Genomic DNA, 26,354 nt, shown 5'->3' with positions numbered 1-26,354 from the left:
AGTTTATAGAACCGAACTCCTACACTTAAACTTGTAGAATAAACTAAAAATAAGCTATCTTTATTATGATCCCTTTTCCCCTTTTAATACTCAATTGTAATAATAGGGCTTCCAATTATAATGCTTATCAATTTATCTTCTTGATTATTTCTCAAACCTAATTGTAAATTCATTTTTTCATTATTTCTTGTTGGTAAGAAATTTTTCCAGGAATTTTTATAAGCTGAGACGGAAACAAAGTTTTCCTCTACAAGTTGTTCAACTGGTTGTGCTGAAAGTTTCTCTAAAATGTTATTGGCCTTATCACTTAATTTCTGATGCTGATCAGGTTTTAATTTAGACTTTACAGTGAAGTAAAGATTATGTTTGTTTTCTAGTATGTTAGTAAGTCTTTCGTACTCATCTTGTGACCATATTTCACTAGTAAAACTATATGTTTGTAAAAGTTTATACCTGTTGCCTTCTTTTAGTGCTGTAAGAACAATTTGTTCTCTGGTGATGTTTCCGTTTAACTTTCCGGTTATAATGATATGGTGATCTCCGATTCTATTTTCCTCCCATTGAAAGTTGGGATATTTACTTTTCAGATTGGCTTCGTGCTCTCTAAAAGTACTTAAAGAATCGGAATAATTCACATCATACTTGTAATATAGAGACCATTCACTTATTTTTGCGTTCATATCATCTAAACTATTTACAATGGATAAAAGGTTATCCTCTTTACTCTGTCCTACTTGACTGTAGAAAAACATTAATGATAACGCTATTGATATACTAAAAATTACTTTTTTCATGTCTACCCCTCCCTTTTGTTAGTATGGACAAATTATCTAATATTATTCGTGAAGTTCTAGATTTGTAGAAATGATAATAAGAAAAAGCACCCCCCTTGGGAGTGCTTCTTCCTACTGTTTTCATATAGGGGTAGTTATTTGTCCTAGACCTTTATAATAAATAATTTATATGCAGAAAGTATGGAAAAATATAATAAAGTTGTGTATATTTTTTTGTTTAAATATTTATTAATAATATTAATTATAAAACTATTTGTATGCTCATTTATTTACAACATTTATAATATGATGTTACCACAATTCCTTATTTTTATTGTTAGTAGAAAAGCGAAGTGTATTTAACTATCGCACCAGTTTATGGAATAACTTAGAAGATTTTTAGTTTAATTCAATACCTAACTTAGCCATAATATAATCAACTGTTTCATGCGGTTGTTCGATACTATTATCAACCCATAAACCAATACGCAGGTGCGGTGTAGTTTTTATAAACTCTTTCCGCAAACTATCAACATTAAAGCCGATATAACCAAACTTGCCTCTATTATGCTTGCTTTCTCGGATAACATCAGCATTAGGAGTTAAAACAATTGGCTCCACTTTCTCATGACCCATTAATTTAAGAATATACGGAAGTTATTGACCATAGTAATTATCTTGTACAATAACAGTAAATCCTGCTTTGCTGTAACATTTTGCAACTTCTGCTGTTAGTTGATAGCGCAAATCTGCCTGAGTTTCAGCTTCTTTACTAGGTTTTTCGCTCATTTCTTCTCGTTCCAGAAACAATCATTTTACGAAAGACATCCCCACGTAAGTGTACTGACCTCTTGAATTTTTTTGCCATCAATTCTGCAACAGTAAATTTACCACTTGCCATCGGTCCAGTAATTAAATAGATCACTGAAATCCCTCCTTTATTTCTTTACTCGAATCACCCATTAGTTTGGTATGTTAGCGGTTTGGAAAATCAAATAATAGATGTGGATTTACTCTGAATGATTTGCTTCAGCATATCCAAAATGGCCCTACTTAACTTTATATTAGTGTTGTTTGGAGTGCTTCGGCCAACATGAAGTCGAAACAATCAAAGGATTGTATAAAGGTTCCTGATGGTTTATCAAGTTCTAGAAATAGTTCTTGTTTTAAATCAAAAAGTACCAGGCTATATCAGAGTCCCCCAAAAATACATATTACTTATGCGATTCATTTTCATGTCAATTTTCAAATTTACTGTTTATAAAAAGTTTATATAAGACTTTGGTAACTGTATGTTACCTATCTTCTCCTGCATCAGCTTCTAAAAATACTTAATTTCTAGCTCTGTAACTGGATTTCTAAATGAGCTTCTATACTTTTCTTCAATTTTTTTATTTCGATTAATAATTCCTTCCATTGGGCCATACTGCTCATCCCCTCTTTATTGAAAAGGTTTAGGTGGGTTGATATCATCTTCAAACATCGGCTTTAGCACACTAAAAAAAGGAAATAATGTAAGGTCAAACAAAAAAAGAAACCCAGACTAAAGGTTTCTTTACCACACATTTTATCATTTAAATTTTAGTATTTGATGCGCTGATTCCAAAATTTCTTTTAATGCATTATATTCCTTTTCTAGTTTATTCTTTTTTTCTAAAATCTTAGCATTTTTATCTTTTAGGACATTTATTTGATCCCTTAATTCTTCGATGGAATGAAGATCTTGTTCTGAGTTGTCTTTAGTATTTTTTGATTCGTACAAAGCCCATAGCTGATCAATTAGACTGTCGAATTCTACTAATGTCTTTCCATTTTGATTAGACCTACTATGATTATTTTGATGGCTTACGTCAGAGGAAGAATCCATCTTTCTTAGCTTTTTAGCATGGTCTATTTCAGTTCTATATAATTTTCTAACATTTGCATTCCAGCGAAAGCCACAAGCTGCGGATGTACGTTCTAATTGTTTGCCCACTTCTTCAAAGGCTTGGAGCTGAGTGCCGCCTTCTCTTATATGTTTCAATACTATTTCCGCCAACAGAGTATCTTCTTCTTTTGTCCAGGAGTCCTGCCTGGTTTTAAGCATTAGGGCTCACTTCCTTTTTAATTATAGATATGCTTTCAAGTTATAATTAAGAAGAAAATTTATGTCTTTTAATGGGGAAAATAGTTTTTTACTTCTGTACCTGACCCCATCTGTTCTAATTTAAATTGGTGCTTGGTATATCAAAAAAACCACCCATTAAGGATGGTTTGGTGAAAGTACAATTTTTTAATGCTGTGTAGGTATTCCCATCACAGTGAAACCATTACCGATACTATGTTGAGTTGGGATTCCAGCTAATTCAATTTCTTTGCCAATGCTATGTTGAGTGGGAATGCCCGCATAGTCTAATTTTTCGCTAATTTGGTGTTGTGTTGGAATTCCGGATTGATCATTAAGATTTATAGCAAACAAACCTGCACCAGCAATACTTAGGGATAACGCAGCGCCAATAATTAATTTCTTCATAGTAAAATCCTCCTATATTTTCCTCTTTAATAAAATTTTAACAGTTGGCCAGCATTTTTTCCAACTCTTTTTCGATTATCTGACCCATCTTAGTCTGTTTCGTTAAATAACAGAGATGAATAGATTCTTCCACATAGGTCTTTCCTTTATCTCGCTCTCCCAATTTTAGATAGTTTTCCCCGCTCTGATAATGAAACTCTGCAAATAAATATAAAAGTTCTTCCTCTATACAAAGATTGATTCCTCTTAAACTATAATTTAAGGATTCTTCATACTGTTCATTATCTGTCAGGGCTTGTGATAGGCCAAATAGGATGCGTAATTTGACTTTTGGTTCCAGTAGAGTCGGGAGACTTTCAAGATCTCTAAGCGCTATTATGAAGGTAGAAATTGCTTTTCGATAATCCTTGGTTTCATATATAATCATTGCGATACTCGTTAATATCTCAATTTCACTTTCGTTCAAACTTTTACGCTGTGGATTAGTCAAATCAATGGCTTCATAAAGAGTTTCTACAGCTTTCTCTGGTTCGTCATGTAAATAGTAATAACATATTCCTTCATTCCATAATAAAAATTGTTTCAGTTTATTTGATGAAAATATATGAGAATTCTTTTCCTTTTGTGTAATCTGAAAGACTTTTTCATATTCCCTTTCTCTTTTATATTTGTTTATAAGGTCTATTATTAGTTTCACATAATTATCATTACTCTTAGTGATCATTTTCATAATATCTGCTAAATTGGTACCTAGTTTTTCGGCTATTAAATATAGTTGGTCTAGAGTAGGATATTTTTTTTCTCGTTCAAATAAACTATATTCATTATCTGTACATATCCCTTCTGAAATCTCCCTAATAGTAAATTTTTTGTTCTTTCTTAGAGTTTGCAGCACTTCTCCAAAGCTATACTCTTCCATCGTTTTGTCCCCTTATGCCATTAGGCCTATTTATGTAATATTATAAATATTTATCCAGCATTAAACAATTCAAACTTGTACCTAAAAATGTAAAAGACCGCTAAAGATTTTTTTAAGCGGTCGGTAAATATATTATTATAATGCGCTATAGGACTTATTTGTTAAGATATTAAAAAGAAATATGACTTAGTAGATAATAGAAGAGTTAAGCTATGTGAGTAGTTTCTTGTATAGATTCATTAATGGCAGTTATTAAAGATTCCACACCTCTGCTTTTAACAGGTGTAAAAGGTATACCATGATTCTTGCAATACTTCACTGTTTCTATACTTCCTCGATGGCTTACATGACTAATGATAATAACAGCTAAGTCTGACTTCTTTACCATTGCCTCAAGTCTTGATAGTTCTTCGTTACCAGAAGCCCAGATCATGGTCCCTCCCCTAGCATCAATTTCTTTTTCAAAGACAGATTTTCTTGCTTCTAATCCTACAACTAATATAGTTTTACTATCGAAGTCTAGGTTACATTTATTTATAATTTCTGTAGTGCCCTGCTGCTTTGCCTTTTTATAATGGCCAGATTTCAGCGGAGGAACCCAGCTATCGTAATTTTCTGTGTTATGTCGCCATAAAATTCTATTAGCCTCAGGTTTATCTATGGGAAATGCAATATCTACGATATCATTTTCTTTTATATTTAATGAATGGATATCATCTTCATTGAGGATAACTGTGTAAGCTACTTCACCTAGCCGAATATCTTCACCACTATCTAAGTTCTTTTTTACAACTAGTCTCCCGCTTTCCATCTCTACAGGACAATAATTATATTGAATTCGATCTGAAGGTTCTATCCCTAACCCTTTTTCAGCTATGCTGTATTCAAACCTTTTTTTCTGGTGATAACCCGGTTCGACTTCTACAGCATATAAATAATCCCCATGTTGTATTTCTAAATTCCTTACTACTCCTTCAGGAACGTACCCATCGATTTCTTGGATATAGCCACCTCTGAGTTTACGCTCAAATCGATATTTTTGTGGTGACGTTTCTATGTTTTTAGTTTGCTCTATAACCTCTGGGAGTACGTCATGATCCTTGGAAGTATCACTAACTAATGATATTTGATGTTCCGATTGGAAATTTTGGATATCCACCATATTTTCACATATCTGCAGTTGCTTAGTTAATAATTGCTTATAAATATGGAAATTTTCGATGTTCATTTGTTCAAGGGATTTTATCATTGACTTTCTAAAAAAATTAAAGTGTTCACTATTATTCATATATCTTCCTCCAAATTAGATTATAAATCCATTGCCTCACCTATTAAATTTATATCCTGTATTAAGAACTTTTTGGTTTCTGTGCATTGACACTTGATATAATCATCGACTAAACGGATAAATTCATAGGCCAAAAAAGTAAATTCTTCCTCAGTAATCATTTTAGTGATGTTTTCATTTAATATAATCGTCATAAAGCCTACCTTTTATACACTATTTTTAGATATATTTATAGAACCTCTATCTAGGAACCTATTAGAATTAAATTGATTAATTAAGTGGTCAAGCTCTTCGCTAATTTTAACCACTTTTGAACTGTCTAAACCTAAATTATTTGCAGCCAAGTACATTTCCGCGCGCTTGTCTTCAATTTTTCTTTGGATATCTCGGTCATTCATTTAGTTTAACTACACCTGCTTTCCTTTAGGTTTATAAAAGGTTTTTCTACCACTCGCTTTTTTTATTAGAAATAGCAACCAAGCAAGTCCTATGAAGGAAATGTTTATAAGACAATAAGATACAGCTAGTTGATCCCACATGCCGTAGGAATAAAGGGTGAATAACGTAAGAGTTAAAATAAACACTGAAGTAATAATGGGAATAGCAATATTTTTCATAGCTATGAAGTATGAATTTAATCCTTACTATTGAGCACTTCCTTTCACAAAAAAGAGAACCCAAAAAGCCTAATAGCTTCTCGGGTTCTTCCCTCTACACAATATTGGTAATAAGAAAATACTATCATTTAGTAATAGGGAAATAAAGGTATTATATTTGGTTTTTACAAAAGAAATTGATATTAGATTTTCTTTATTTAATCCGGATTACTCTACCATTAAATTTTTCTTTCCAATATCCTGTTTCCATACTGACAATGGCTATTCCCGTGGTGCTTTGAGCTCCAATGAATTTTCCATCGCCAACATATATACCAACGTGTCCGTCTTTTTTGTATGTATCAAAGAAAACTAAATCTCCAGATTGTATCTCATTAAAGGTAATTCTAACGCCTTGATTTTTTAGGGTATCGGTTGTGGTAGAAGTAAGAGGACCGAGAGAGATTCCTACTTGACTAAAGGCCCAATGGACAAAACTTGAACAATCGAAGCGGCCATTGTTAATATCCTTTTCATTTCTTCCACCACCAAATACATAAACAGAGTTACCAATTAATTTATTTCCTACAGTTACAACACTTTCAAGATTTGTAGTTGAAGCTAAGTAGGAGGCTTTGTATTTTTCGGATGTTTGCATGACCTCATTAATATACCAATCGGCATGATTATAATGCCAAATAGCTTTTCGAGGGTCCTTGTTAAAGCCATGTACTGAAAGATAGTTAGCTGCAGAGGCAATAGCATCTGCTAAGCTAAAAGGATCTGCCTTACCGTCCTGATCCGCGTCTATTCCAAAGTCTTCCCACGTTTTTGGCATGAACTGCATGTGCCCCAATGCACCTTTTGACGAAACCATTGGAGAAATTGTTGAGAAATTTGTTTCTATATCGTGAATAGCGCAAAGAATGTGCCACGGGATGTTATATTTTTTTTCAGCATCTAAATAGTAAGTCATATATTCTGTAGGGATTCCAGAAACAGAAATACTTCCTCCAGCAGTGAAATAAGGACTTCCGCTCTGAGCACTAGTAATTGATTGCTGCAGCTTTGTTTCTTCATTTGCCAAATTATTATCTTGGTTGATTAAATCTTTTTTGTTTTGATTAAGTTGTTCCTCTTTGTATTTCAAGTGGGCCAGGACGTCCTGTTTTTGAACCTGCTGATCCTTAACAACCTTTAAAATTTCTTCAAGCTCTATCTTAGCGCTATTTAAATCCTTCAATGCTTTTTCCACCAAAACTCTATTTAACATTACCTGTTCTTGGTCATGCACTTGCTCTTTAATAATGGTTTGATCCGCTTCTGCTATAGTTGCGACAGCTGTTAAACGCGAAACAAAGTCGCCTATTCCGGAAGCATCAAGTATCATATCCCAGAACCATGTACTTGCTCCTGATTGCTGATAGTTGCGGGCCCGCTCTTTAAGTATCTTATTCCTCTCGACAATTTTAGTCTCAAGCAATAATAATTCATTCGTGAGATTCTCTTTTTCCTCAGAGGCCTTATTTATTTGATATTTTGTTTGGTCGTATTTTTTCTGGTTATCTTGAAGTGCTTTTTCTATTCTGTTGAGTTGTTCTTTCAGCTGCGTCTGCATATTTCTTGATTCTGCAATTTCTTTATCAGCATTTTCTATACCCTTTTTTATAAGGGAGCGTTGTTCTGTAATTTTCTGTTTGTGATTTTTTATTGATTCTATAGTTTCTGCATTTACCTTAGGGTAGCCAACCAGAATTGACGTAATCAAAATGGTTGAGCTAATTATGATAATATGTTTTTTCAATGGAATACCGCCCCTGTTTTATTGAATTTTTATTCAAAAACAAAAAAAAGAACCCATACAAGCATCACGCTTATAGGGTTCTTCCCTTTTGAGTTTTATTTAATTAATCTAAGTTTACCATTTTATGAGAATAAATCAAAGTGGAATAAGAACTTAATACTAATTAACGAACATTAGAGACTTGTGGCAGCAAACTACCCGTCTCTCATTTTCTTTCGCTAAATTAGCGTACTGAGAACTACAAAACTTCAACAATGAACCCCTTTTCAAGATACCAAAGTGCTTTTGCTTTGCTAGCTGTCATTACTACAACTTCGTTTTTATGTGTTTTAACTGTATATACTTTCACTATCATTAAACACCTTTCCTATGTCGCTATTTGTGTCTTTTTTTCACTAAAAACATTTTAGCACTAAGTAAATAATAAGGTTAAGAATGCCCTTATTCTCAGTTAAATTCAATATAACATTTGAGGCATTAACATACTTAGATTAATATGGTTGAAGTAGTTATTTATGAGCATGGAATCAAAAAAGTTATCCGCTGCTTGCTTCCAATAACTATCTTTTATCTCTTCTATCTTCGCCAATTCATATAGAATTAACCCTTTTAAGACTGAAGGTTGACCGAATTCTATTTGCTTTAATGCCTTTTTTAAATAGACTAATTGAGTTTCTTTATCAGATTCTGATTGATTATGTATGATTGCTGCTAAATAATAGGTAATGGCATTCATACTTTCATTAGGATGTTTTTCGGCTAGATCAAATGCGAGTTTTAGATATTGATCAGCCTTTTTAAGGTCCTTTTGTTTTAAGAAGTGCAAGGTCATTGTTTGAAGTAAATTTGCAACTAAAATAGGATTAGTATTCTCTGGTATTCTCTTTATTTCTGACATATCCAAAATAAAGGACTCTACCTCGATTAGATAATTATTAAATATTTTTGGATGCTTGTCGTAAATATAAATGAAAAATATGATTGTTCTTAAGAAAGAATCAAATTCCTTTAATTGAAAAAACTCATTTCTTAATTCAAAGATTTTTTCTATAGACTGATTATAATCCCCTTCCAACACATCAAGTATAGTCGAAATATACCGAATCTTTTGTTGGTAAGGAAAGTGGCTAGAAATAATCTCACCAATTTTAAATCTGGCATCAATTACTTGTCCTTTCGTTGCAAAAACCACAACTAGATTATATAGAACTAAATTGGTCCATTGTTTATTAGTCGAACTGTTGATGGCTTTTTCAAACATTTCTTGGGCGGAAGAGTAGTCTCCTAATTTGTTATAAATAATCCCAATAAGGTTAAAAGCTTTTGAAATTAACTCTTTCTCTAATTCGATAGAATGCTTTTCCTTTATCATTTCAAAAAGAAAATACATTGCTGAATGATAATTCCTAATTTCATAGTTATTTAATGCTTTAAGGTAGTTAATTTGCAATGGAAGTAACATTTCATCATAAACTAATTTTTCTATTTTGCTTTCCGCTATATCATGAAAACCCATTCGAATAAAATCTTCTATTTTTGCAAATGCAACTCTTGATTGATCTAAGAAAAACTTTTCACTTTTTGGTAATAAGTCTTGAATGGAAATATTTAATTTTATACAAAATTTTTCTAAATCATCTAGAGATATTTCCCCAATTCCATTTTCAATGTTGGACAGCTTAGTAATGGAGCAAATGTTAGAACTTAATTCTTTCAAAGTCATGTCTTTTGCTTTTCTTATTTTTCTAATGTTTTGTCCAACTTTTACTTTATCAATATACATACATCTTCTCCTTTAAACCTCTCTATCATAAGTATATTCTTTTATGATAAGTAGTAAAGGGGGATAAGATGATTATTCTTTCAAATTTTGGAAAAAGTATATTTTTTGAACGTGTTTTGTAATAGTTATTAATTCTGCAACAAAAAAATGCCTCTTTATATTAAAGAGGACTCTTGTCTAATGGTATTTAAATTTGACCTTATGATATATCGAGAAATCTTTGTACAAATACTTTCAGATTGGCCTATGTTTCCTTTTCTCATGAGATATGCATCGGTGGCATTCTATTACAATAATAGAAATAAAGTAAATGGACGTTTTTCATTTTTTTCAATTAGTAAGTCTCCTTTCTTGTATTCTTCATGTGACTGCTGCGAAACATCTTCCTTATTCTGTTTCTTTCAGAAAATCAATAAAGTTCTCTAATTCAATAACAATTGAAGTTGTTAATACGGGATTGTCAATCTGCTTTGCAGCTATCCGTATAACCCTTTGTAGATCCTCGGATTTTGTATTAAAACTTGCAGTTCCTTTTCATCCATGATGATTCCTCCTTTAGTATATTCCCTTACTCTTAGGTTTCCTTGAGGGGGAAATTTCTATCATTTTGTATCCTGTAGATCATGATCGAACTGCGTAATAAAGGACATATTCTCCAGGTCAAATGTACAAGCAATTTTGCTAGATGGTCATAACCTAATAATGCATATAATTATTAATGGAGTGGCTTTTATGTTTATGGGTGATAAAAGAGATTGTCCCACATACGAACAAATAACGGTTCCCTTGCCGCAACCACCAGGGGTTCCAGATCTTCCATCTCAATTGTTCTTTTGCGTGGATAATCGATTTTCAACTAGTCAAAAAACTAGAATTCGAAATCTAATTGTTACTATCATTGGTTTTTGGCAGCAACACTATGTGCAAAAAGCTGCAACTGGAATATCCCAACTTGCTTCCTGCACAAATAAATACGCAGAAAGAAAATTAACACCAATGTGGTTTAGAGGTATTCCCTTTACAAGTGGTGCTGACGCTTTGAATTATGCAATAGACGTTTTGACTTTCCGTTTTCGAGAAAATGGTTTTGGTAAAGTGAAAACTTTTATTTGTTACAGTCCAATTGAAGCACGACCGATGGTCGTTGCCTTTGCAAGGACGAGCGATAATATAAAAGGTGTTTCACTGTCAGTCAAGATAAACCCGATTGCCATTGATAATTTAGTTATATCTAATTTAAACCTTACCGGCTCACTCTTTCACGCATGGCTTCATCGTTGTGGTTATACCCACCCATCCAAGAGAGATATACACCTCCTATTTAGTCGCTGAAGCACCAATGTGCGTTATGCGTGGATTTCAAGATAAGAACCCTAATGTGTCAGTTAGAGTTCTAACGAAATTTTTTGATTAGCTATTAACTATAGTAATAGATAAGGATAATTCTATTACTTTTTTTATTGCACAATATAAGTCGAGTATTCATTAATCGAGCGGCTGATGTGGCTCTTTAATGACATAATGTTTTCTTTGCTAAATTGGCTTTGTAATGTATTTTCTTTGTTAGCCATTTCTTATTCCCTTCCAATTGTTTAATTAATACATGATTATTAAGATTTTAATTGTTGCTGTCTATATTTGACTCCACTAAAGGAAATGTGTTTATACAATTTAGCCACATCATCAGAATCATAGTTTAATTCATCATTCCCCTGTGCTTTTGCAAATCCATGTAATTTATACCCCACTGAGAAATATAGTTGATCCGCCAAAGATGATGCCTTCTTCTGAGAAAATGGATTGCTGTTAATACTTAATAATGCTACAAGATAAGTCTTTGCAAGACTTACTGCAGCTTCTTCCTTGGAAAGTTGCAGCCATTTAATGCGGTCAACTTGATCTTCAAGATTAACATCTATAATAAGCTCTTTTGTTTTTGGATATTTATCTAAGTTCATAGCTCAAACCTCCTGCTTTTTTTTATTTTCCCATATTGAAATATTTAGTACAAATTCCATATGGTTCCATACTGGGTTGTGATTATTTTCCTTTGCTTTCATTAGCAAACTTTAGTTTCACCTGATTGTTTTCATCCAAGATTAATTTTGCGCTAAATTTAGTACCTTTTTCTTTACTTGTAAAGGACAATACCCCGGTTTCTCTTTTAGTCAGGAGTAAGAGTGCTTGTTTTTCCGAGATAGTTTTATTAAAACTCTTCTTCCAGATTTTAAATTCGCACCCTTCTTCTTTCCAATTTGAACACCCATAAGATTTTTTTCCTGAGACTATTTTTCCTCCCCCGCAAACAGGACAGTCACCGAGAACTTGAATTTCCTTTCTATATAATGATTCCATTTTACTCGCTTCGTTTATGATGGCTTTTGTAAATTTCTTAACGTTCAGCATAAACTCTTGTGGGGAGTATTGATTATTAGCAATAAGATTTAGACGTTTTTCCCATTCAGCTGTGTATTCCACTGAAGTTAGAGATTTAATATCAGTCTCCCTAATTGTTTCTATAATAAATTTCCCTTTGTCGGTAATTAGCAATGACTTCCCTTTATACGAAATATACTCGGTATCTATTAATTTCTTTATAATATCGGCCCTTGTTGCCTCAGTTCCTACACCTTCAAACGCATTTAGTACTTCTTTTAATTCATCGTTTTCAACTTTCTTGCCAGCTTTTTTCATCGAATCTACCAATGTTCCGTCTGTAAATAAAGGTGGCGGAGATGTTTCTTTTTCGAGTACTTCGGAATCAATACATAATACCGGCTCTTCTTTTGTTATTTGTATAGGTTTTAGAATCGTCTCATCTATGTTCTGTTCTTCCTTTTCTTCTAGGAAAAGAGCCTTCCAACCGGCCGACAATAAATGCGATACCGTGGTTTTAAAAATTTCTCCCTCAACTTCTGTGAGTATGGCATATTTATCGTAAAGGGCAGGAGGATAAAATTGTGAAAGAAATCTTTTAACAATCATGTTGTATATCAGCTGTTCATTTTGACTTAGGTTGTTAGGAATTTTATGTGTTGGTAATATGGCATGGTGATCTGTCACGCCTTTTTCATTGCACACTCTTTTATTTCCTGTATGAACCAGGGTCGGATCGGCTCCCTTAGCTTCATTTTCAAAAGGAGAATTTTCTAATGCTTTTAAACTTTGGTGCATGACCGGAATATCGTCCTTTGTAACATACGAGCTGGATGTTCGTGGATAAGTAATACATTTATGCTTTTCATAAAGTGATTGAGCTATTGCTAGGATTTCCTTGGCACCTAGAGGATATTTTTTATTAGCTTCTTTTGTAAGTAATGAAAGGCTAAACAATGGTGGAGCATATTTCTTTTCACTCTTTTTCTCGAAATCCTTAACAACACCTGGTTTGTTTTTTACTTTTGCTGCTATTTTTTCTGCCTGCACTTTATCTTTGATTTTTTCCCCTTCCCAGTAACTTACGTACTCCTCATCATTCTGTCTGAATAATACTTTTACGGGGAAATATTTAATTTTACTAAAATTGAAATGCTCCTCACACCGATCATAAATCATGGCCAGTGTAGGTGTTTGAACCCTTCCAATTGTAAATTTTTCACCATTGCTTTTTAATGTATAGATCCTGGAAGCGTTCATACCAATTAGCCAATCGGCTTGTGCCCTGGCATATCCGCTGAAGAATAAACCTTTATATTCCTCCCCGTCTTTCATGGATTGATAGGAGCGTCGGATTGCATCTTCTGTTAAGGATGATGTCCATAATCGTTTTATTGGTTTGTTTTTCATGCCCAAGTGGATAAATATATAATTGGCTATTACTTCTCCTTCTCTTGCACTATCACAAGAGTTGACTACAATGTCTGCCTTTTTAATAAGTGAGTCGATTATTTTCAATTGTCCTTCTTTTCCCGGGATAGGCAAAAGCTTAAATTGTTCCGGAATAATAGGTAAGGTTTCAATTGCCCATTTCTTTAGTTCAGGATTGTAGAATTCAGGCGGGGCCAGACTCAATAAGTGTCCGATAGCATATGTATAAATGTGTCCGTTATCCCCTTCGATATATCCCTTCTTTTCAGTAGTCTGTTGAGATAATGCAGCCGCAATATTTCTGGCCATGTCGGGCTTTTCGCAAATAAATAAAGTAGTGGTCATAAGTAACTCCCTTAATCGTTATTTCTTAGGTTGCGGCTTGGATAGCAGTGCTCCTATCTTTTGCATTTCCATACAAATTTGACATTGTTTAAGACAATACCTGGACCTTTCCTCGTCCCCTTTCTTCTCCGCTTTCATTTGCTTCATGACAAAACAGCCTCTGCATTCTTTGTCTAATATTTTGCCAGCAAGCAGTATCAGTTCTTTTTGTGAATAGGTTTCTAGGTTTTGAAGTACAAAAGGTTCACCTGCATGTTGTAAAAGATTCATCCATTTTCCCTCCTTAAAACAAAAAGCACTCCCCATGGTTGTAGGAGAGTGCTTCTCTTCACTTGAAATTATTAAATTATATTTGACAGAAATAATATAAAACACTTTTGATGTTTAATCAAAAACTTAGATATCTAATTATCTGGATTGTGCAACAATCCGAGAACTCTTTGGTGGAACTCTTCTTCAGTTATTTTACCTTCCAAACTTTCCTTTATTAACATTTCCTCTGCTGGAGTTAAAAATAATCCTGATATGGCTAAAGATGCCTTCGCACTGCCAATGGCTTTTTCAATCGACATTTTATCAGCCCTTTTAAAAAAATATAACTCCAATTATTACCTTTCTTCTTATTTTAAAGGAAATAAGCGGAGAAATAAAGTGTATTGAGCATTTTTTCGTTTCTCATAAGTAAAAGCGGCCCCCCTAATGTACCCGCTTTTACTTCTTATTTTTCTTGGAAACTTTCCTTTAAAAACCTACTTATTTCCACATTTTTACCTCTATACTTTTTGGGAGAAGAAATAAAAAGTTCTTCTTCAGCTCGTGTAACACCCACATAGGCTAAGCGCCTTTCTTCTTCAAGTGCTTCAGCATAAGTATTGGCGTTTACCCGGTCCTTTTGATCTTCAGCATTTTCAATAGCTTTGTGAGGCATGATTCCTTCACAAAACCCAATAATGAACACACAAGGGAATTCTAATCCTTTAGCAGAGTGTAACGTCATTAATTGAACTGCATCTGCATTTGGATTTTTCTTCAGATCCTCCATATCTCTATGCTTTTCAATAATGGTATCAATGAAATGGATGAAATCCTCTACTCGAGTAAATTTTTCAGAAGCTGACTCTAATTCATCTAAAGTCTCAATTAAAAATTCTTTATGAAGAGTGATTGTCTTTCGGTCATCCATGTTCAGGAACTCATCGTATTTAACGGGCCCCTTCCGTATGAACTTAATGGCTTCTTTGGGTGCCATATTTTTTAAGTTGCGAATATGCTCCACACGATTTAATATTTCTCCTTGGTGGTAAGGTTTTAACCCGGGAAACCTTAGGAGAAGTAAAAGGTTATTTGCCGTCTTTTGTTCCATAGAGTTCGATGTAATATGTTGACTCACTTTCTCACGACTTAAATACATAGAAGGTGCTATCCCAGAGATTGCGTCTAAGTTATTTGGGTCTAATGATAGTCTTAAATGATCTAACACGGGTTTTACAATATGATTCTGGTAAAATACTTGTTTTACTCCATGTGCAACAAAAGGTACCTCACGCTGCACTAATTCATCCCATATTGCCCGTCCCAGACTGTGAATTCTATAGAGAATTGTGTAGTCTTTGAATCGTCGGTTGCCATTTTGGGTATCAGCTACAATATTATCGACAATTAATTTTGCTTCATGATCAGAATCTTTCGGTCTCAGGTATATGGGGGTTGTTTCAGCCTCCTTAGTAGCCTTTAATACTTTCCCAATTCTTTTGGTATTATGTTTAATGAGATCATTACCCAGCCCTACAATCGCGTTAGTAGAACGATAGTTTGTATCAAGCGTTATTTGGGTTAGGTTCGGAAATTCTTTTTTCAAGTTTAAAATGAATTCAGGAGAACTGGATCGAAAATTATAGATGGATTGATCTTCATCCCCAACTGCAAGTAGATTTTGAGATTTATTTAATAATAGCCTCATAATCTCGTGTTGTACTAAATTCGTATCTTGGTATTCATCAATGCAAATGTATTTAAAGCGGTTTTGCAGTTGTTCTCTTACCTCGTGATTGTATTTTAATAAGTAATAGGTCTCTAAAAGAATATCATCAAAGTCCATTAAGTTTTTCTTTTCCTTCAACTGCTCATAAGCCATGTATATACGCTGTATCTCTTTTTCTATTGGTGTTGTTACTTCTAGGTGCCTGGGCAAGATCATTTGTGACTTATAATGTGAAATTAAGCTCAGCAAACTTTCCGGCTCATAACTATCAACCAGCGATAAATCCCTTAGTATTTGAGTCATAAGGATTTCCTGGTATTTGGAATTTGAAAGTATATCGGCCCTGTAGTTATGGGATCTCAACAATCTCAAGAAAATGGAGTGGAAGGTTCCTGAAACTATACGATTTGCAATGGAGGTGCTAAGTCCTGGCAAAAGTTTAATTCTCTCTAGCATTTCAGTGGCTGCCTTTCTTGTAAAACTCACCAGGAGGACCTCTTCTGGCTTTAAATCGTCTTTAAAGGTCAGAAGATAGGCTGTCCGACATGTTAAGACTCTTGTCTTGCCGCTGCCGGCTCCCGCAATAATTAACACAGGGCCATCGGTAGTTCTAACTGCTTGAAGCTGTGAGTTATTTAAATAGATTCCTTGCTTCTCCAAAGAACGAAAGAAGAAACTATCTTTTTCATCCTCAGCAACTAAACTTATAGTGGTCTGATTATCTGCCAGGTCAGCTAAAGGAATGCCGTTTTTAGTAGTTTGAAATGGATATTTAAATCCTTGCTTTTCTTTAATGAACATCTCGTGTTCCTCCCTTAAATGGTGTTCATGGGTTAAGCTTTATTTTTGAATGACATTACATATTAACTAATCTGTTTCACCCATTTTTTCTTTGGTCCCGTGGGCCCTTTATCAATTCTAGGGCGGGCTGCACTATTCCATGAACCACCCTTGCTAAGGCCTTCCAGTTTAAATCCACAAGCTCTTAGGGATACTCCAGATTCCTCATCAAGTGTATAGGTGACAATCCTCCGGTACCCCATGGCTTTTCCAGCTTGATAGATTGAACTGATCAACCTTGATACTCCGTTCTTATATATACTGCTTTTTAAACAGCAGCGGGTGATTTCAAGGGTGAATCCATCGTTGTTGTGCCTGGCTATTGGTAAGCCAGCTATCGCAACACCAACTAGTACGTCTGTATCCCATAGACCAACCGAGAACTTATGTCCGTGAGGGGCCACACAATGCCTGTGATGTTGATCAATAAAGTTCTTTGCTTCTTTAAAGCTGATTGGTATATTTTCGAGTGTGAGCGGCTGAGGATCCTCTAATGGGAGCCGCACCAATGGATAATCTTTTTGATAAGCATCCAAGTATGCATCAATTTGTTCTTTAACATGTGTTTTAGCCATTTCTTTATTTATGGCGCTATCCCACACAATATCGTATCCGTCTTGTAAGAGATCCCACATTTCCCCTCTTTTGCAATCTTCATCGGATACTATGACATATCGATTCGTCTTTACCTTATAAAAAATCCAATACCAATTCATTCTTACGATTCCTCCTGAAAAATAATAAAGAGAGAGAATATAAATTCTCTCCCTCAGTCTTTGCCCTTAGCTGGCCATTTCTTTTTTTAATTTAAGTCCTTCATAAAGGGTGTCGATCAGCAAGTGATGAATAGCAGCATCTTTTGATTTCCCGACCATCTTATTGAACGGCTTTCCGTCTGCTCCTAGTGCTTCTGCACCATCAATGTAAAGCCAGCGAGCTACATATTCATCCGCCTCTTTTTGTGTTTGAATATCTTCCCGGGCCACTACAAAGACCGCTTTATTCCAAACTATACCGTCATCCACCAAATCATCATGATCAAAGTAGCAAAAAATTTGATCCTTCATGAATTGTTGCCTTTCTTTGATATAAGCAATCATATCGTCAAAACCAAATTTAAACTTGTACTCCACATAGAAAATGGGATTTGGATTTGTAGTTTTCTTTAGTATTAAGGGTCCAATCCGGATGAAATACGATAGATCCATCATATTGATGATTGACCGGTTGGAGCTCTTTTCTGGAGAATTCAAACCCATCCTCATTCCAGGCCTCAAGAATAGAAGTGATTTCCTCTTCCTCGATGAGAGTATAGCCTACCTTTTCCTGGGTGTATAAGAGCTTCTCTAAAAGGATTTTACGTAATGTAATAGTAAAGCCGCCAGGACGGAATTCTCCATTCTCATTGCCTTTTTTGGCCCTTTGGAATGTATGATAATAGTGTGAAGAAGGATCCAACTCTTCGAATATCGTTATAGGAGTGTATTCCCCCTGATCTACACCACTTAGATGGGATCTATATTCCTTCCTTCTAAGCGGCTCCCGGTACCTTACATCATTTGCTACATCAAAGAGGAATGCCTTCCATTCTGCTAAATAGGGAGCATCCTTATGTCCCTTTTCTATTAATGTCTCAAGCATGCCATCGCGGCGTCCAGACATTAGACAGACCCAACACCCATTTCTAGAGGAATTGGAGCCACAGGCTTTGTCATTAACAGAACGAACAATCGGACATTCCTTACCATCCTCATACATAGCTCTCAGTTCCGAAACAAGTTCACCCCATGGAAACACCTGTACAAAGTTCTCAAGATATATCCACAGATCAAACGTGGTAATCGTTTTTATAGGCGTATACACTCGTAATTTCTCATAGGTATGGTGTTTGGAGAAATAATCACTTACCTCAAACTTACGTATACTATTTGCTCTGGCCACTGACTCGTCCAACCTTGTGCCGATGAGGAGCGTAGCATCAAAATCCACAACATCAAAATCAACTGGACATTGCTTAAGAATATATTCGATGGTTCTATTCATCGGGGATAGCTTGAGCTTTCCACTGCACCATCGAAATCGGGACTTGCCATTTGGTGCAGGTAGCCCTTTGCCAATTACGTTGTAAAAAAACTTTTCCTTTGGATTTGGAGCACTGAGCAAAATTTCAATCCCTAATTCTTTGCCAATCCTTCCGACTGCTTCAAGATTTTTTCTTACATACGAAGCCATTGATTCTGTCTCGACTAATGTATCTGCAGAAATCACATACACCTTTTTTTGTCTTTCAGCTGGGGTAAGGCTATTCAGCATTTCCAGAAAAAGTGTCAATACCATGGATGAATCTTTTCCAAACGACACCGCTAGAATCATTGGTTTATTGTCGGATAAGTATACTGCTTTCATATGGTTCTTAATATCCGTAAAGAGCTGCAGCTTATCCTCTCGATAAAACATCCAATCCATTAATACATCATCATACGTTTTTGACATTCTACTTCCTCCTAAAAAAGTATTTGCACAAATAAAAAAACCCATTAAGGTCATGTTTTAAGAAACACTTCCCTAATGGGCTATTGCTAATAAACGATATGCGTATTTGAGTAATCAAACCTACAACGGGTGTAAAAAAATAAAATACTTTCCCCGCTTGGGTAAAGTTAATACAAAAAAGTAATATATTTCAAGCTTACTATATATAGATTGGCAAGTAAAGGAATGGAAATGGCCAAATCCCGCTCTCTGTGGATAGACTTATGATAAAAAATCAAATTATTAGTACTCATGGGAGAGCAGTCATGAAGAAGAGGGATAACATTTATGAAAGAGGATTTGCCCAATTGAAATTTTGTATGGGGTACTACCAGCAAAAAGCGAAAAACATACGCCAAGGAATTGTTCAGGAAACCTTTAGATTCTTAATACCTTGGAACTAAAGAATATATTTGTATTTGATATTTATGGTAAAATGAATATTATTAAAACATTCACTTAATTAAAATCTTACAATAGTTGGATGAAGACATAGTAATATTCTTTACGTAATGAAGTATTTAAAAAAGGGGGATAACCTTGAAAAAAACCATAATTTTTTCCCTGGTAATAGTTTTGGGGATTTTCGGATTCATTTATTTTTATACTTTAAAAAGTTCATCATTTGAAGAAATTGTTATATTTAATGTAGAAGAGATAACTTCAATTGAGATCAAAAAAAACAGTAAAGAAATAATTCTGACTGATAAAAATGAAATAGAAAAAATTATGGATGACTTTTCTAAGATAGAATTAAGAAAAGATGAACAATCAGATAAAGATTTCAACGAATCTTATTGGATATCCCTATTTGAAAATAATAAGCAAACGTATGGATTAACTTTTTATGATAATAATTTTATAAATATTTATAGTTTTGAATCAAGGGAAAGTAGCCAATTTAAAGTAATCAATGACAATAAGTTGGAAATGCAAAACTTATTTAAATAAAAGAATGTTCGGTTATTATTCCGAACATTCTTTTTTTTGATTATAAGGTAATCCAGCCACTACCGGAGTGAACTCGTTTGATTACTCCTCTACCTGTCACAAATCGAATTCGTTTACCGTCTACTGTATATTCTATAAATGGAAGTTCAACTTCCATTAAATCGTATTTTGGATTATCCTCCATAAATCTTTCCAAGTAACCCATTTCCCAATATCCATTGTAAACCAAGTTTTTGAGCGTATTTTTAGCACTTGGAGCTAAACCCACTACTAGTCCAGTTACACCTGCTACAATTCCTGCAGGAGTACTTGCCACAAATACTAGCCCTAACACAGTGGCTGTTGTACCTAATAGGGATTGTAACTTGCTATAATTATTATTTTTGAAACCTTCAGTCCAGATATCTTGTTGTGCTCGTTGCATGTTTCTTATTTGACTCAAGCTAACTGTAATTTTAGCTGCATATTCACTTCCACCAGTTATAGCCATAATATATTTACCTCCACAATTTTAGTACAAGTAATTTCCCGCGCGGTTATTAACTTGTTACTATATAAAGAGAAATTCAAAAGAAAAAATCAACCCTTTTTAAAAAATTATAATTTAGATTTCATAAATTGCTGCAGCTGGGAAATTGCCTCTGTTAATCCCTCGATTCTCTTTTCGAACCTAATTAAAAGATAAATGGCAACCATAACAGGGAATCCGAAATTAGCCAGAATTCCCACAATTTGAGGAAAATTTATTTCCATTATCAAACACCCCCTTTAGCTATAAAGAGTTGGAACGTAGGTATAAATCAACCTTTAAGTGCTATCTAAATATAAAAAGCAAGCTAACTGTTGTTAGCTTGCTGAATGGCTTTATTGGTGAATACCTCATAGTAATCAGTAAATGTTGGAGGAAAGTCTATTTTACCGCCAAGAACCGCTTCTACAATTTTCAATTTAATTTCTTGTTCCAAATCATCTCGATCATTTAAGTCAGCACTTAATAGTGATTTCTTAATCTTTGGATTCATAATCAAAAGTGCTTTGGTTAGTATCTCCTTTTTATCTATATATTTTTCCACTTAAATTATCCCCTTTTTTCATATTGCTTCCTTATTTTCATTAAAGCTTTTTTCTTTGTTTTTGCTATGTTTTGAGGACTTTCGTTGAGTATTCTTGCTATCTCAATCTGTTTCAATTGATCCCCGAGAATAAGCTGGATTACTTCTTTTTCTTTTTTACCAAGTTTCATAAGAATTTTATATAAGGCTTCATCTACGACTAATTCAAATATGTTTGAAGATTCTCCTTCATTTACAATAGTAAGCTGTTCTTGTGTGACTGATAAATAATCCAACATAGTTGAATTACTCTCATTATTTGGTTGGTCTACTAGAAGCGGGAAATTTTCCTCTGTTTCCTTCTGCGCTTATTAAAATCAATAGAAAAACGAAATGAAAGAGTAGAAATATATTTTATTAAACGGCATAAAAAAAAGTGCTCTACAAACCGTCTATCCAGCTGATTTTGAGCCTCTATATCCCCGTCAACTACAGATAATTCTAAGAGAGAAAGGTTCCTAGAATCATCGAAAAAACTTTGTACAATAGGTTGTGATAAAAATTCGGTATTCTTTTTCTTAAACTCGCTCAAACTACTGTATTTTTCCACTAAGACACACCCCCTATTAAATAAAGAGCAAGTTCAAGAAAAAAAACAACCAAAATAGAACATTTGTTCCTATATTCTAGCATATTTTTAGAAATACTTGTAATTATTAGGGGGAATTTACCTATACGAAAACTATTACTAATATTTGATTAGGTACTCAGATCAGGACATTTTTTCATTTCGGGTAGATAAAAAGCCCCCCTATCTAAGGGAGGCTTTGATTTATAATCCACTATCTAAAAATGATCCTAATAAAACCACTCCTACCATTACTGCAGAAACTAAGGTCCCAACAATCAAGTTGCCAATCATCCTTTTTATACGTCTTGATTTTTGATTTCTCCTTTTAATCTCCAGTGCTAGTGCTTGTTTTTTCTGTTGTTCCTCTATAATCCTATGTCTTAAAGGACTCATTTCAACTTCGTAAGTGTATTTCATTTAAATTCCTCCTTAAAAAATGGGCAATAATTATTGAATGCAAAGTATGGTTTATGCGATTTTTGCAATAAAGGATTCTAATGCAAGTTCCTTGCTTACCTGACCCGTTTTCATTTGGTAATCTAGCTCAGTAAGCTGTGATAAAATTCCAAGCAGCTCTTTACCTTCGTATTGGCCAGATAAATTCATATTCATATTGACCAAAAAAGGTGGAAGCTTTATTTTGGAAGCGATTTGACCATTACTAAGTCCCTCTTTTTTCAATTCCTGTAGCTGAAAAAGAATGCGGAATTGGCGAGCGATTAGATTAATAATCTTTATAGAGTCCTCTCCTTGTCTGAACATGTCTTCAAGTAAGAGGAATGCTTCTTCTGCCCTTTTTGAAACAATGGCATTGATCAATTTAAAAATGTCTTGCTCCAATGTGCGTGAAACGAGGTTTTCGATATGCTGCACTTCTAGCTCATTACTTGGACCTATATGTAAGGCCATCTTTATAATTTCATTTTCTAATTGATACAGGTTGGAACCTATATAGGAGATAAGAAGATTTATTCCTTCTGTGCTCATTGAGACTCCTTGTTCCCTGGTTCTTTTATACACCCAATCAAAGAGTTGGCCGCCTTTTAACGATTTCGCCTCATAGACAGCTGCCAACTTCTTTAGATTTTTAACAACCTTTTTTCGGTTATCCAATTTTTCATAAGGAACCATAATTACTAACACGGCATCTCCACTTGGTTTCTCCATATAGGAAAGGAGAGAATCCAAGTTGTGATCCACTTTCTCGCGAGCTTTTTCAGTTGTGAGAAAATATGCATCTTTGACAATTACGACCCTATTTCCACCTAAGAAAGAAATGGTTTGACAATCATCTAACGCTTCTTGAATAGAGGTCTCTCTAGCGTCATGAATAGTTACACTTAAATCTCTTTCTTCCGGTGGAATAGTATTGTTAATTATTTCTTGTTTCTTCTTTTCCAAAAAATATCTCTCAGGACCAAATAAAACATGTACGTTTTTCATTTTGCCTGCTCCTTCCTCTTCAATTTTTGAATTAATAGGGCAAATAGCAACATTCCAATGCTGTTTGCTGCCATGCTCCCTAAGTCACCCAACATTGAATAAACAGCAACTTGTAAACCGGTATAAGCCCAGTAGGAATAAAATAGAATCCGTAGCAAGACTTCCACTCTCCTTAAAAATTTTTGGCCATAAAAAAAAGCGCCCTACTCAAAATGATTAAATCCATTGCTACTAAAATAGTAGATTTAATCACTTTGAATAAAGTGCTTAGTAATTTAAATTGTTAATCCCGCATGGGTTTAACATAAAGTTACAAGATTGGTATATGTTAATTATAAGTAAATTGTGAAACTATTGGAAGAATAAAAACAAAAAGTTTGAATAAAATACTCTTGACCAAATTTGCCCCGATTTAAATAGAAAAAGCAGAGGATATATAAATATATCGGTCTGCCTTGATAACTAGCTGGCTAACCATTTTAGAATTTGTTATAGTATTAACCGGAGTTTAGCTTAATTTCTATGCGACACCATAAATGGAGAATCTGGTCAATAATCTCCAGAATTAGAATCAGAACCCGTATTTGAGCCAGAACATGTATCCATTATAACCGAGGCTGTAGTTATTAGATTGCTATTGTTTATCGTAGTATTGTAAGGTTTTGTTTTAAGCTGAAGAGCTCCAGTTTCAGAAGAATGTTTCTTATTGGGATATATAGCTTCAATAGCCCTTCGCTCATTTGTTATGTAGTTGCAAATCAAACACCTACCATCCTTAAACATACGGACATTTCGGCACTGTGGGCATTTTAAATAGGACAACCTAGTTATCACTCCTATGTTTCTTAACTAATACTTCTCTGGGTAGTGGACCATTATAGGGGCCAACAACACCTTCTTCTTCCATGCGGTCCATAATCATAACTGCAGAAATGAATCCTATTCTTAATCTCCTTTGTAATAAAGAAATGGAGGCAGTTTGTTCATCGATTACAACTTGCTGACCTTCCACATACCTTTCATTTGCTACGGATTTTGTAATTCTCCTCATTTATTACTACTCCTTGTCCTTTTTATTTGATGTTTCATAAAACGACTTAAATTTTTATGTTGGTTTGTAATTATAGGTAACTAATAGCAAGATTAAAATTTATCCATCAAAAAGTGATAAGCTTTATAAATCCATATACCGGTAAAAAATAGGCCCACAACTGTGGCATAAATATTTCTAATAATTTTCAACACGCAATAAATAATGACAACTGCAGCTATTAAAATCCAAGTTGTAGGTGTAATTAGTAATCCAAGCAAAGTGTCCATTGAAATCCCCCTTAGTAGTTCCGAAATCTTCTTATACATATAAGTTTAATAACTTGTAAATATAAGCGCAAAAAAGCACTTTTCCAGTTCTTAAACGACAAAAAAGGCACAAATGCTTTTTATGGCGTTTAAACACTCGAAAAGTGCTTTAATAGTTAGTTGACTCTTACCGCTTGGTATGAGCTGAAAAGTAAAAATCAATATATGAATATCATAGCCTCTTACAATTTATTTAACAAGATGAAAAATATTATTGCTGGGCATGATTGCTTCTATTCATATTGCTTAACATTTAAAACATATGTGATCGAACCTGGTGAAACGTTAAACAGCTTTGCAAGGTCCCTCTGCGAGTATTTTCCCGTTTGGGAAAGGAATTGTATTGTCTTACTTTGTCCAAGCGTTAGTTTATAACCAGCACGTTCCCGTAAATACGTCCAGTCATGTTCAGGAAAAGCGTGCTCGACTGCAGCGCATGCATTGTTATGAAACACTAGCTGTAACATCCTACCTAAATTGTTCCGATGAAAAGTTGATCCTGAGACATGATTTGCAATCTGCTCATTGCTCCAATTTAACTTTTGTGTGAATAACCATCTTGTTGCTTTAGCGGTCTGTTCCTCTGTCCAAAATCCTACCGGTACCCGGCTTTTTTGTAGTTCCCAGGGATTTAACTCCCATTCAGGGAAGCTTTCAGATACATAAGGGAAAATATTGTATTTATACGCTTTTTGCAGCGCTCTATCTAATTTATATTCCTTCAAAAGTGAGAGGTTGAATGTTTGACAAAGAGTTTTACGGTTCATTGAAAGTTTTTCAAGAATTAGATAGCGGAGTAATTGCTGTGCATTTAATTTTCCTTCAGGTGTTCCGGTCCAGGTGTCTATCGGGAATCTGGATCTTTTTCCTGTTAGTACTTCTAGATAAATAGAAACAATATAATTTTCATGAGTCATATGGAATCTCCTTTATATGGAAGGCCTAATGAAATTGTAACTCTAATTCTTGAATGAATATTTGATGAATTTTGTAGATTTTGTTAACCTTTCTTAATCAAAAAAAAGAACCTTGCGGTTCTTTTTTACAGATGCGATCCTCGATTTTACAAATTTAATGAACATTACTCCAATCGACTATATCAAAATCTTCCAGTGCTTTGTCCTGCAAATCCTGTGTGATCCCAATATATTTAAGCGTTATTGATGGAGCAGAATGATTAAATAACTGCTGTAACATAGCAACATCTTTTTTCCTCTGATAAAAATGATAGCCAAAGGTCTTTCTTAAGGTATGGGTACCAATTTCCTCTAATCCAGCTTTCTTGGCTGCTTCGTTTAGGATCGCATAGGCTCTCTGCCTTAATATCGGTTGGTTGGAACCTTTTCTCGATTGAAATAGATAATCGTCATCTTTCATTTCTTCAATATAATCATTAATGATAACCCGAACAGAAGGAGATAATAAAAATCGTTTTGGCTTCTTAGTTTTCTTTTCAATAATACTCACATGAGTTCTATTCCTTATATCCCGGACTCTTAGCTTCAACAAATCCGAAATCCTTAAACCTGTCTGTGTTCCCATAACAAACAAAAAATAATCTCGAAAACTTCCTTTTTTCAAGATTGTGGCAACCTCTTGGATCTTTTCAAGGTCCCGTATCGGCTGAACTAAATTCAATTTACCTACCCCCAATCTATAAATCCAATATGTATCATTTAATCATACATTGCACTTCAATATGTCCGATATAAAAATTATACTATATGTAAAATAAGCG

The 26,354-nt window shown here is 34.2% G+C and carries 32 protein-coding genes; 2 read left to right on the top strand and 30 right to left on the bottom strand.

What is annotated here, in order from left to right; all coding sequences use genetic code 11:
• Nucleotides 1–83: 83 nt before the first annotated feature.
• The 11 genes from JI665_RS26115 to JI665_RS26075 all read right to left on the bottom strand — a co-directional run bounded on the left by JI665_RS26115 (nt 84) and on the right by JI665_RS26075 (nt 9,675).
• Nucleotides 84–794: a YwmB family TATA-box binding protein gene (locus JI665_RS26115; RefSeq protein WP_206845646.1), complete on the bottom strand. Its 711-nt coding sequence runs from the start codon at nt 792–794 to the stop codon at nt 84–86.
• Between the two features lie 378 nt (nt 795–1,172).
• On the bottom strand, nt 1,173–1,394 hold the full coding sequence (locus JI665_RS28770) for a phosphotransferase (protein WP_244671327.1): 222 nt from the start codon (nt 1,392–1,394) through the stop codon (nt 1,173–1,175).
• Between the two features lie 36 nt (nt 1,395–1,430).
• A complete protein-coding gene (locus JI665_RS29070; protein WP_256816788.1) occupies nt 1,431–1,562 on the bottom strand; it encodes a hypothetical protein in 132 nt (43 codons plus the stop codon).
• Nucleotides 1,546–1,698, bottom strand: a complete 153-nt coding sequence (locus JI665_RS28765; protein WP_244671326.1) for a hypothetical protein — start codon at nt 1,696–1,698, stop codon at nt 1,546–1,548. The genes JI665_RS29070 and JI665_RS28765 overlap by 17 nt, the downstream gene beginning before the upstream one ends.
• A 645-nt stretch (nt 1,699–2,343) precedes the next feature.
• Nucleotides 2,344–2,859: an RsfA family transcriptional regulator gene (locus tag JI665_RS26105; protein WP_206845644.1), complete on the bottom strand. Its 516-nt coding sequence runs from the start codon at nt 2,857–2,859 to the stop codon at nt 2,344–2,346.
• A 186-nt stretch (nt 2,860–3,045) separates the two neighbouring features.
• A complete protein-coding gene (locus JI665_RS26100; protein ID WP_035333209.1) occupies nt 3,046–3,285 on the bottom strand; it encodes a hypothetical protein in 240 nt (79 codons plus the stop codon).
• Nucleotides 3,286–3,322: 37 nt separating this feature from the next.
• Nucleotides 3,323–4,204: a helix-turn-helix domain-containing protein gene (locus JI665_RS26095; RefSeq protein ID WP_071158570.1), complete on the bottom strand. Its 882-nt coding sequence runs from the start codon at nt 4,202–4,204 to the stop codon at nt 3,323–3,325.
• A 205-nt stretch (nt 4,205–4,409) separates the two neighbouring features.
• A complete protein-coding gene (locus JI665_RS26090; protein WP_206845641.1) occupies nt 4,410–5,492 on the bottom strand; it encodes a DUF2325 domain-containing protein in 1,083 nt (360 codons plus the stop codon).
• A 206-nt stretch (nt 5,493–5,698) separates the two neighbouring features.
• Nucleotides 5,699–5,890 carry an aspartyl-phosphate phosphatase Spo0E family protein gene (locus JI665_RS26085; protein WP_206845639.1) on the bottom strand — a complete coding sequence of 64 codons (192 nt, stop codon included), beginning with the start codon at nt 5,888–5,890 and terminating at the stop codon, nt 5,699–5,701.
• 412 nt (nt 5,891–6,302) lie between these two features.
• Complete coding sequence (locus JI665_RS26080; protein WP_244671325.1) at nt 6,303–7,892, bottom strand: NlpC/P60 family protein; 1,590 nt, start codon at nt 7,890–7,892, stop codon at nt 6,303–6,305.
• A 457-nt stretch (nt 7,893–8,349) separates the two neighbouring features.
• Nucleotides 8,350–9,675: a helix-turn-helix domain-containing protein gene (locus JI665_RS26075; RefSeq protein ID WP_206845637.1), complete on the bottom strand. Its 1,326-nt coding sequence runs from the start codon at nt 9,673–9,675 to the stop codon at nt 8,350–8,352.
• 732 nt (nt 9,676–10,407) lie between these two features.
• Between JI665_RS26075 and JI665_RS26070 the strand changes: the two genes are divergently transcribed.
• On the top strand, nt 10,408–11,007 hold the full coding sequence (locus JI665_RS26070; RefSeq protein WP_206845635.1) for a hypothetical protein: 600 nt from the start codon (nt 10,408–10,410) through the stop codon (nt 11,005–11,007).
• Between the two features lie 278 nt (nt 11,008–11,285).
• On the opposite strand, the gene JI665_RS26065 is transcribed toward JI665_RS26070, so the two are convergent.
• The 8 genes from JI665_RS26065 to JI665_RS26030 form a co-directional block, all read right to left on the bottom strand.
• Complete coding sequence (locus JI665_RS26065) at nt 11,286–11,633, bottom strand: hypothetical protein (protein ID WP_206845633.1); 348 nt, start codon at nt 11,631–11,633, stop codon at nt 11,286–11,288.
• Nucleotides 11,634–11,715: 82 nt separating this feature from the next.
• On the bottom strand, nt 11,716–13,827 hold the full coding sequence (locus tag JI665_RS26060) for a type IA DNA topoisomerase (RefSeq protein ID WP_206845631.1): 2,112 nt from the start codon (nt 13,825–13,827) through the stop codon (nt 11,716–11,718).
• Nucleotides 13,828–13,845: 18 nt separating this feature from the next.
• Nucleotides 13,846–14,097 (bottom strand): zinc-finger domain-containing protein, encoded by a 252-nt coding sequence (locus JI665_RS26055; RefSeq protein ID WP_206845627.1) that lies wholly within the window; start codon nt 14,095–14,097, stop codon nt 13,846–13,848.
• 134 nt (nt 14,098–14,231) lie between these two features.
• Nucleotides 14,232–14,399, bottom strand: a complete 168-nt coding sequence (locus JI665_RS26050; RefSeq protein WP_175502206.1) for a hypothetical protein — start codon at nt 14,397–14,399, stop codon at nt 14,232–14,234.
• Between the two features lie 146 nt (nt 14,400–14,545).
• On the bottom strand, nt 14,546–16,609 hold the full coding sequence (locus tag JI665_RS26045; protein WP_206845623.1) for an ATP-dependent helicase: 2,064 nt from the start codon (nt 16,607–16,609) through the stop codon (nt 14,546–14,548).
• Between the two features lie 62 nt (nt 16,610–16,671).
• Nucleotides 16,672–17,364: an XF1762 family protein gene (locus tag JI665_RS26040; RefSeq protein ID WP_206845621.1), complete on the bottom strand. Its 693-nt coding sequence runs from the start codon at nt 17,362–17,364 to the stop codon at nt 16,672–16,674.
• A 66-nt stretch (nt 17,365–17,430) separates the two neighbouring features.
• Nucleotides 17,431–17,715 carry a hypothetical protein gene (locus JI665_RS26035; RefSeq protein ID WP_206845619.1) on the bottom strand — a complete coding sequence of 95 codons (285 nt, stop codon included), beginning with the start codon at nt 17,713–17,715 and terminating at the stop codon, nt 17,431–17,433.
• A gap of 49 nt (nt 17,716–17,764) precedes the next feature.
• Nucleotides 17,765–19,141, bottom strand: a complete 1,377-nt coding sequence (locus JI665_RS26030; RefSeq protein ID WP_206845617.1) for a phosphoadenosine phosphosulfate reductase family protein — start codon at nt 19,139–19,141, stop codon at nt 17,765–17,767.
• 579 nt (nt 19,142–19,720) lie between these two features.
• On the opposite strand from JI665_RS26030, the gene JI665_RS26025 reads away from it, so the two are divergent.
• Nucleotides 19,721–20,131, top strand: a complete 411-nt coding sequence (locus JI665_RS26025) for a DUF5301 domain-containing protein (protein WP_206845616.1) — start codon at nt 19,721–19,723, stop codon at nt 20,129–20,131.
• A 40-nt stretch (nt 20,132–20,171) separates the two neighbouring features.
• Here the strand turns inward: JI665_RS26025 and JI665_RS26020 are convergent, their stop codons facing one another.
• The 11 genes from JI665_RS26020 to JI665_RS25970 form a co-directional block, all read right to left on the bottom strand.
• Complete coding sequence (locus tag JI665_RS26020; RefSeq protein WP_206845615.1) at nt 20,172–20,621, bottom strand: hypothetical protein; 450 nt, start codon at nt 20,619–20,621, stop codon at nt 20,172–20,174.
• A gap of 107 nt (nt 20,622–20,728) precedes the next feature.
• Entirely contained in the window at nt 20,729–20,884 is a 156-nt protein-coding gene (locus JI665_RS26015; RefSeq protein WP_081757371.1) for a YvrJ family protein, read from the bottom strand.
• Between the two features lie 83 nt (nt 20,885–20,967).
• Nucleotides 20,968–21,204 (bottom strand): hypothetical protein, encoded by a 237-nt coding sequence (locus JI665_RS26010; protein ID WP_071159777.1) that lies wholly within the window; start codon nt 21,202–21,204, stop codon nt 20,968–20,970.
• 5 nt (nt 21,205–21,209) lie between these two features.
• Entirely contained in the window at nt 21,210–21,482 is a 273-nt protein-coding gene (locus JI665_RS26005; RefSeq protein ID WP_206845614.1) for a sigma factor-like helix-turn-helix DNA-binding protein, read from the bottom strand.
• A 32-nt stretch (nt 21,483–21,514) separates the two neighbouring features.
• Complete coding sequence (locus tag JI665_RS26000; RefSeq protein ID WP_206845612.1) at nt 21,515–21,793, bottom strand: hypothetical protein; 279 nt, start codon at nt 21,791–21,793, stop codon at nt 21,515–21,517.
• A gap of 222 nt (nt 21,794–22,015) precedes the next feature.
• Nucleotides 22,016–22,231, bottom strand: coding sequence for a hypothetical protein (locus JI665_RS25995; protein WP_035333511.1), 216 nt, complete (start codon nt 22,229–22,231; stop codon nt 22,016–22,018).
• Nucleotides 22,232–22,282: 51 nt separating this feature from the next.
• Nucleotides 22,283–23,257, bottom strand: coding sequence for a DNA polymerase III subunit delta (holA, locus tag JI665_RS25990; RefSeq protein ID WP_071159779.1), 975 nt, complete (start codon nt 23,255–23,257; stop codon nt 22,283–22,285).
• 823 nt (nt 23,258–24,080) lie between these two features.
• Nucleotides 24,081–24,308 (bottom strand): DNA translocase FtsK, encoded by a 228-nt coding sequence (locus JI665_RS25985; RefSeq protein ID WP_035333507.1) that lies wholly within the window; start codon nt 24,306–24,308, stop codon nt 24,081–24,083.
• Between the two features lie 92 nt (nt 24,309–24,400).
• Complete coding sequence (locus JI665_RS25980; RefSeq protein WP_160169290.1) at nt 24,401–24,577, bottom strand: hypothetical protein; 177 nt, start codon at nt 24,575–24,577, stop codon at nt 24,401–24,403.
• Between the two features lie 272 nt (nt 24,578–24,849).
• Nucleotides 24,850–25,533 carry a DUF4046 domain-containing protein gene (locus JI665_RS25975; protein WP_206845610.1) on the bottom strand — a complete coding sequence of 228 codons (684 nt, stop codon included), beginning with the start codon at nt 25,531–25,533 and terminating at the stop codon, nt 24,850–24,852.
• Between the two features lie 154 nt (nt 25,534–25,687).
• On the bottom strand, nt 25,688–26,254 hold the full coding sequence (locus JI665_RS25970) for a site-specific integrase (protein ID WP_071159783.1): 567 nt from the start codon (nt 26,252–26,254) through the stop codon (nt 25,688–25,690).
• Between the last annotated feature and the right edge of the window lie 100 nt (nt 26,255–26,354).

This window comes from Bacillus sp. NTK034 (assembly GCF_017303275.1).
Taxonomy (GTDB): domain Bacteria; phylum Bacillota; class Bacilli; order Bacillales; family Cytobacillaceae; genus Cytobacillus.
Note: the sequence above shows the minus strand (reverse complement) of the source record. Positions and strands in the feature narration are given on the sequence as shown.

Coding starts and splice junctions, on each gene's coding strand:
- JI665_RS26115 (WP_206845646.1), bottom strand. CDS start 794: ATGAAAAAAGTAATTTTTAGTATATCAATAGCGTTATCATTAATGTTT.
- JI665_RS29070 (WP_256816788.1), bottom strand. CDS start 1,562: ATGAGCGAAAAACCTAGTAAAGAAGCTGAAACTCAGGCAGATTTGCGC.
- JI665_RS26105 (WP_206845644.1), bottom strand. CDS start 2,859: ATGCTTAAAACCAGGCAGGACTCCTGGACAAAAGAAGAAGATACTCTG.
- JI665_RS26100 (WP_035333209.1), bottom strand. CDS start 3,285: ATGAAGAAATTAATTATTGGCGCTGCGTTATCCCTAAGTATTGCTGGT.
- JI665_RS26095 (WP_071158570.1), bottom strand. CDS start 4,204: ATGGAAGAGTATAGCTTTGGAGAAGTGCTGCAAACTCTAAGAAAGAAC.
- JI665_RS26090 (WP_206845641.1), bottom strand. CDS start 5,492: ATGAATAATAGTGAACACTTTAATTTTTTTAGAAAGTCAATGATAAAA.
- JI665_RS26085 (WP_206845639.1), bottom strand. CDS start 5,890: ATGAATGACCGAGATATCCAAAGAAAAATTGAAGACAAGCGCGCGGAA.
- JI665_RS26075 (WP_206845637.1), bottom strand. CDS start 9,675: ATGTATATTGATAAAGTAAAAGTTGGACAAAACATTAGAAAAATAAGA.
- JI665_RS26070 (WP_206845635.1), top strand. CDS start 10,408: ATGTTTATGGGTGATAAAAGAGATTGTCCCACATACGAACAAATAACG.
- JI665_RS26065 (WP_206845633.1), bottom strand. CDS start 11,633: ATGAACTTAGATAAATATCCAAAAACAAAAGAGCTTATTATAGATGTT.
- JI665_RS26060 (WP_206845631.1), bottom strand. CDS start 13,827: ATGACCACTACTTTATTTATTTGCGAAAAGCCCGACATGGCCAGAAAT.
- JI665_RS26055 (WP_206845627.1), bottom strand. CDS start 14,097: ATGAATCTTTTACAACATGCAGGTGAACCTTTTGTACTTCAAAACCTA.
- JI665_RS26050 (WP_175502206.1), bottom strand. CDS start 14,399: ATGTCGATTGAAAAAGCCATTGGCAGTGCGAAGGCATCTTTAGCCATA.
- JI665_RS26045 (WP_206845623.1), bottom strand. CDS start 16,609: ATGTTCATTAAAGAAAAGCAAGGATTTAAATATCCATTTCAAACTACT.
- JI665_RS26040 (WP_206845621.1), bottom strand. CDS start 17,364: ATGAATTGGTATTGGATTTTTTATAAGGTAAAGACGAATCGATATGTC.
- JI665_RS26035 (WP_206845619.1), bottom strand. CDS start 17,715: ATGAAGGATCAAATTTTTTGCTACTTTGATCATGATGATTTGGTGGAT.
- JI665_RS26030 (WP_206845617.1), bottom strand. CDS start 19,141: ATGTCAAAAACGTATGATGATGTATTAATGGATTGGATGTTTTATCGA.
- JI665_RS26020 (WP_206845615.1), bottom strand. CDS start 20,621: ATGGCTATAACTGGTGGAAGTGAATATGCAGCTAAAATTACAGTTAGC.
- JI665_RS26015 (WP_081757371.1), bottom strand. CDS start 20,884: ATGGAAATAAATTTTCCTCAAATTGTGGGAATTCTGGCTAATTTCGGA.
- JI665_RS26005 (WP_206845614.1), bottom strand. CDS start 21,482: ATGTTGGATTATTTATCAGTCACACAAGAACAGCTTACTATTGTAAAT.
- JI665_RS25995 (WP_035333511.1), bottom strand. CDS start 22,231: ATGAAATACACTTACGAAGTTGAAATGAGTCCTTTAAGACATAGGATT.
- holA (WP_071159779.1), bottom strand. CDS start 23,257: ATGAAAAACGTACATGTTTTATTTGGTCCTGAGAGATATTTTTTGGAA.
- JI665_RS25985 (WP_035333507.1), bottom strand. CDS start 24,308: ATGAGGAGAATTACAAAATCCGTAGCAAATGAAAGGTATGTGGAAGGT.
- JI665_RS25980 (WP_160169290.1), bottom strand. CDS start 24,577: ATGGACACTTTGCTTGGATTACTAATTACACCTACAACTTGGATTTTA.
- JI665_RS25975 (WP_206845610.1), bottom strand. CDS start 25,533: ATGACTCATGAAAATTATATTGTTTCTATTTATCTAGAAGTACTAACA.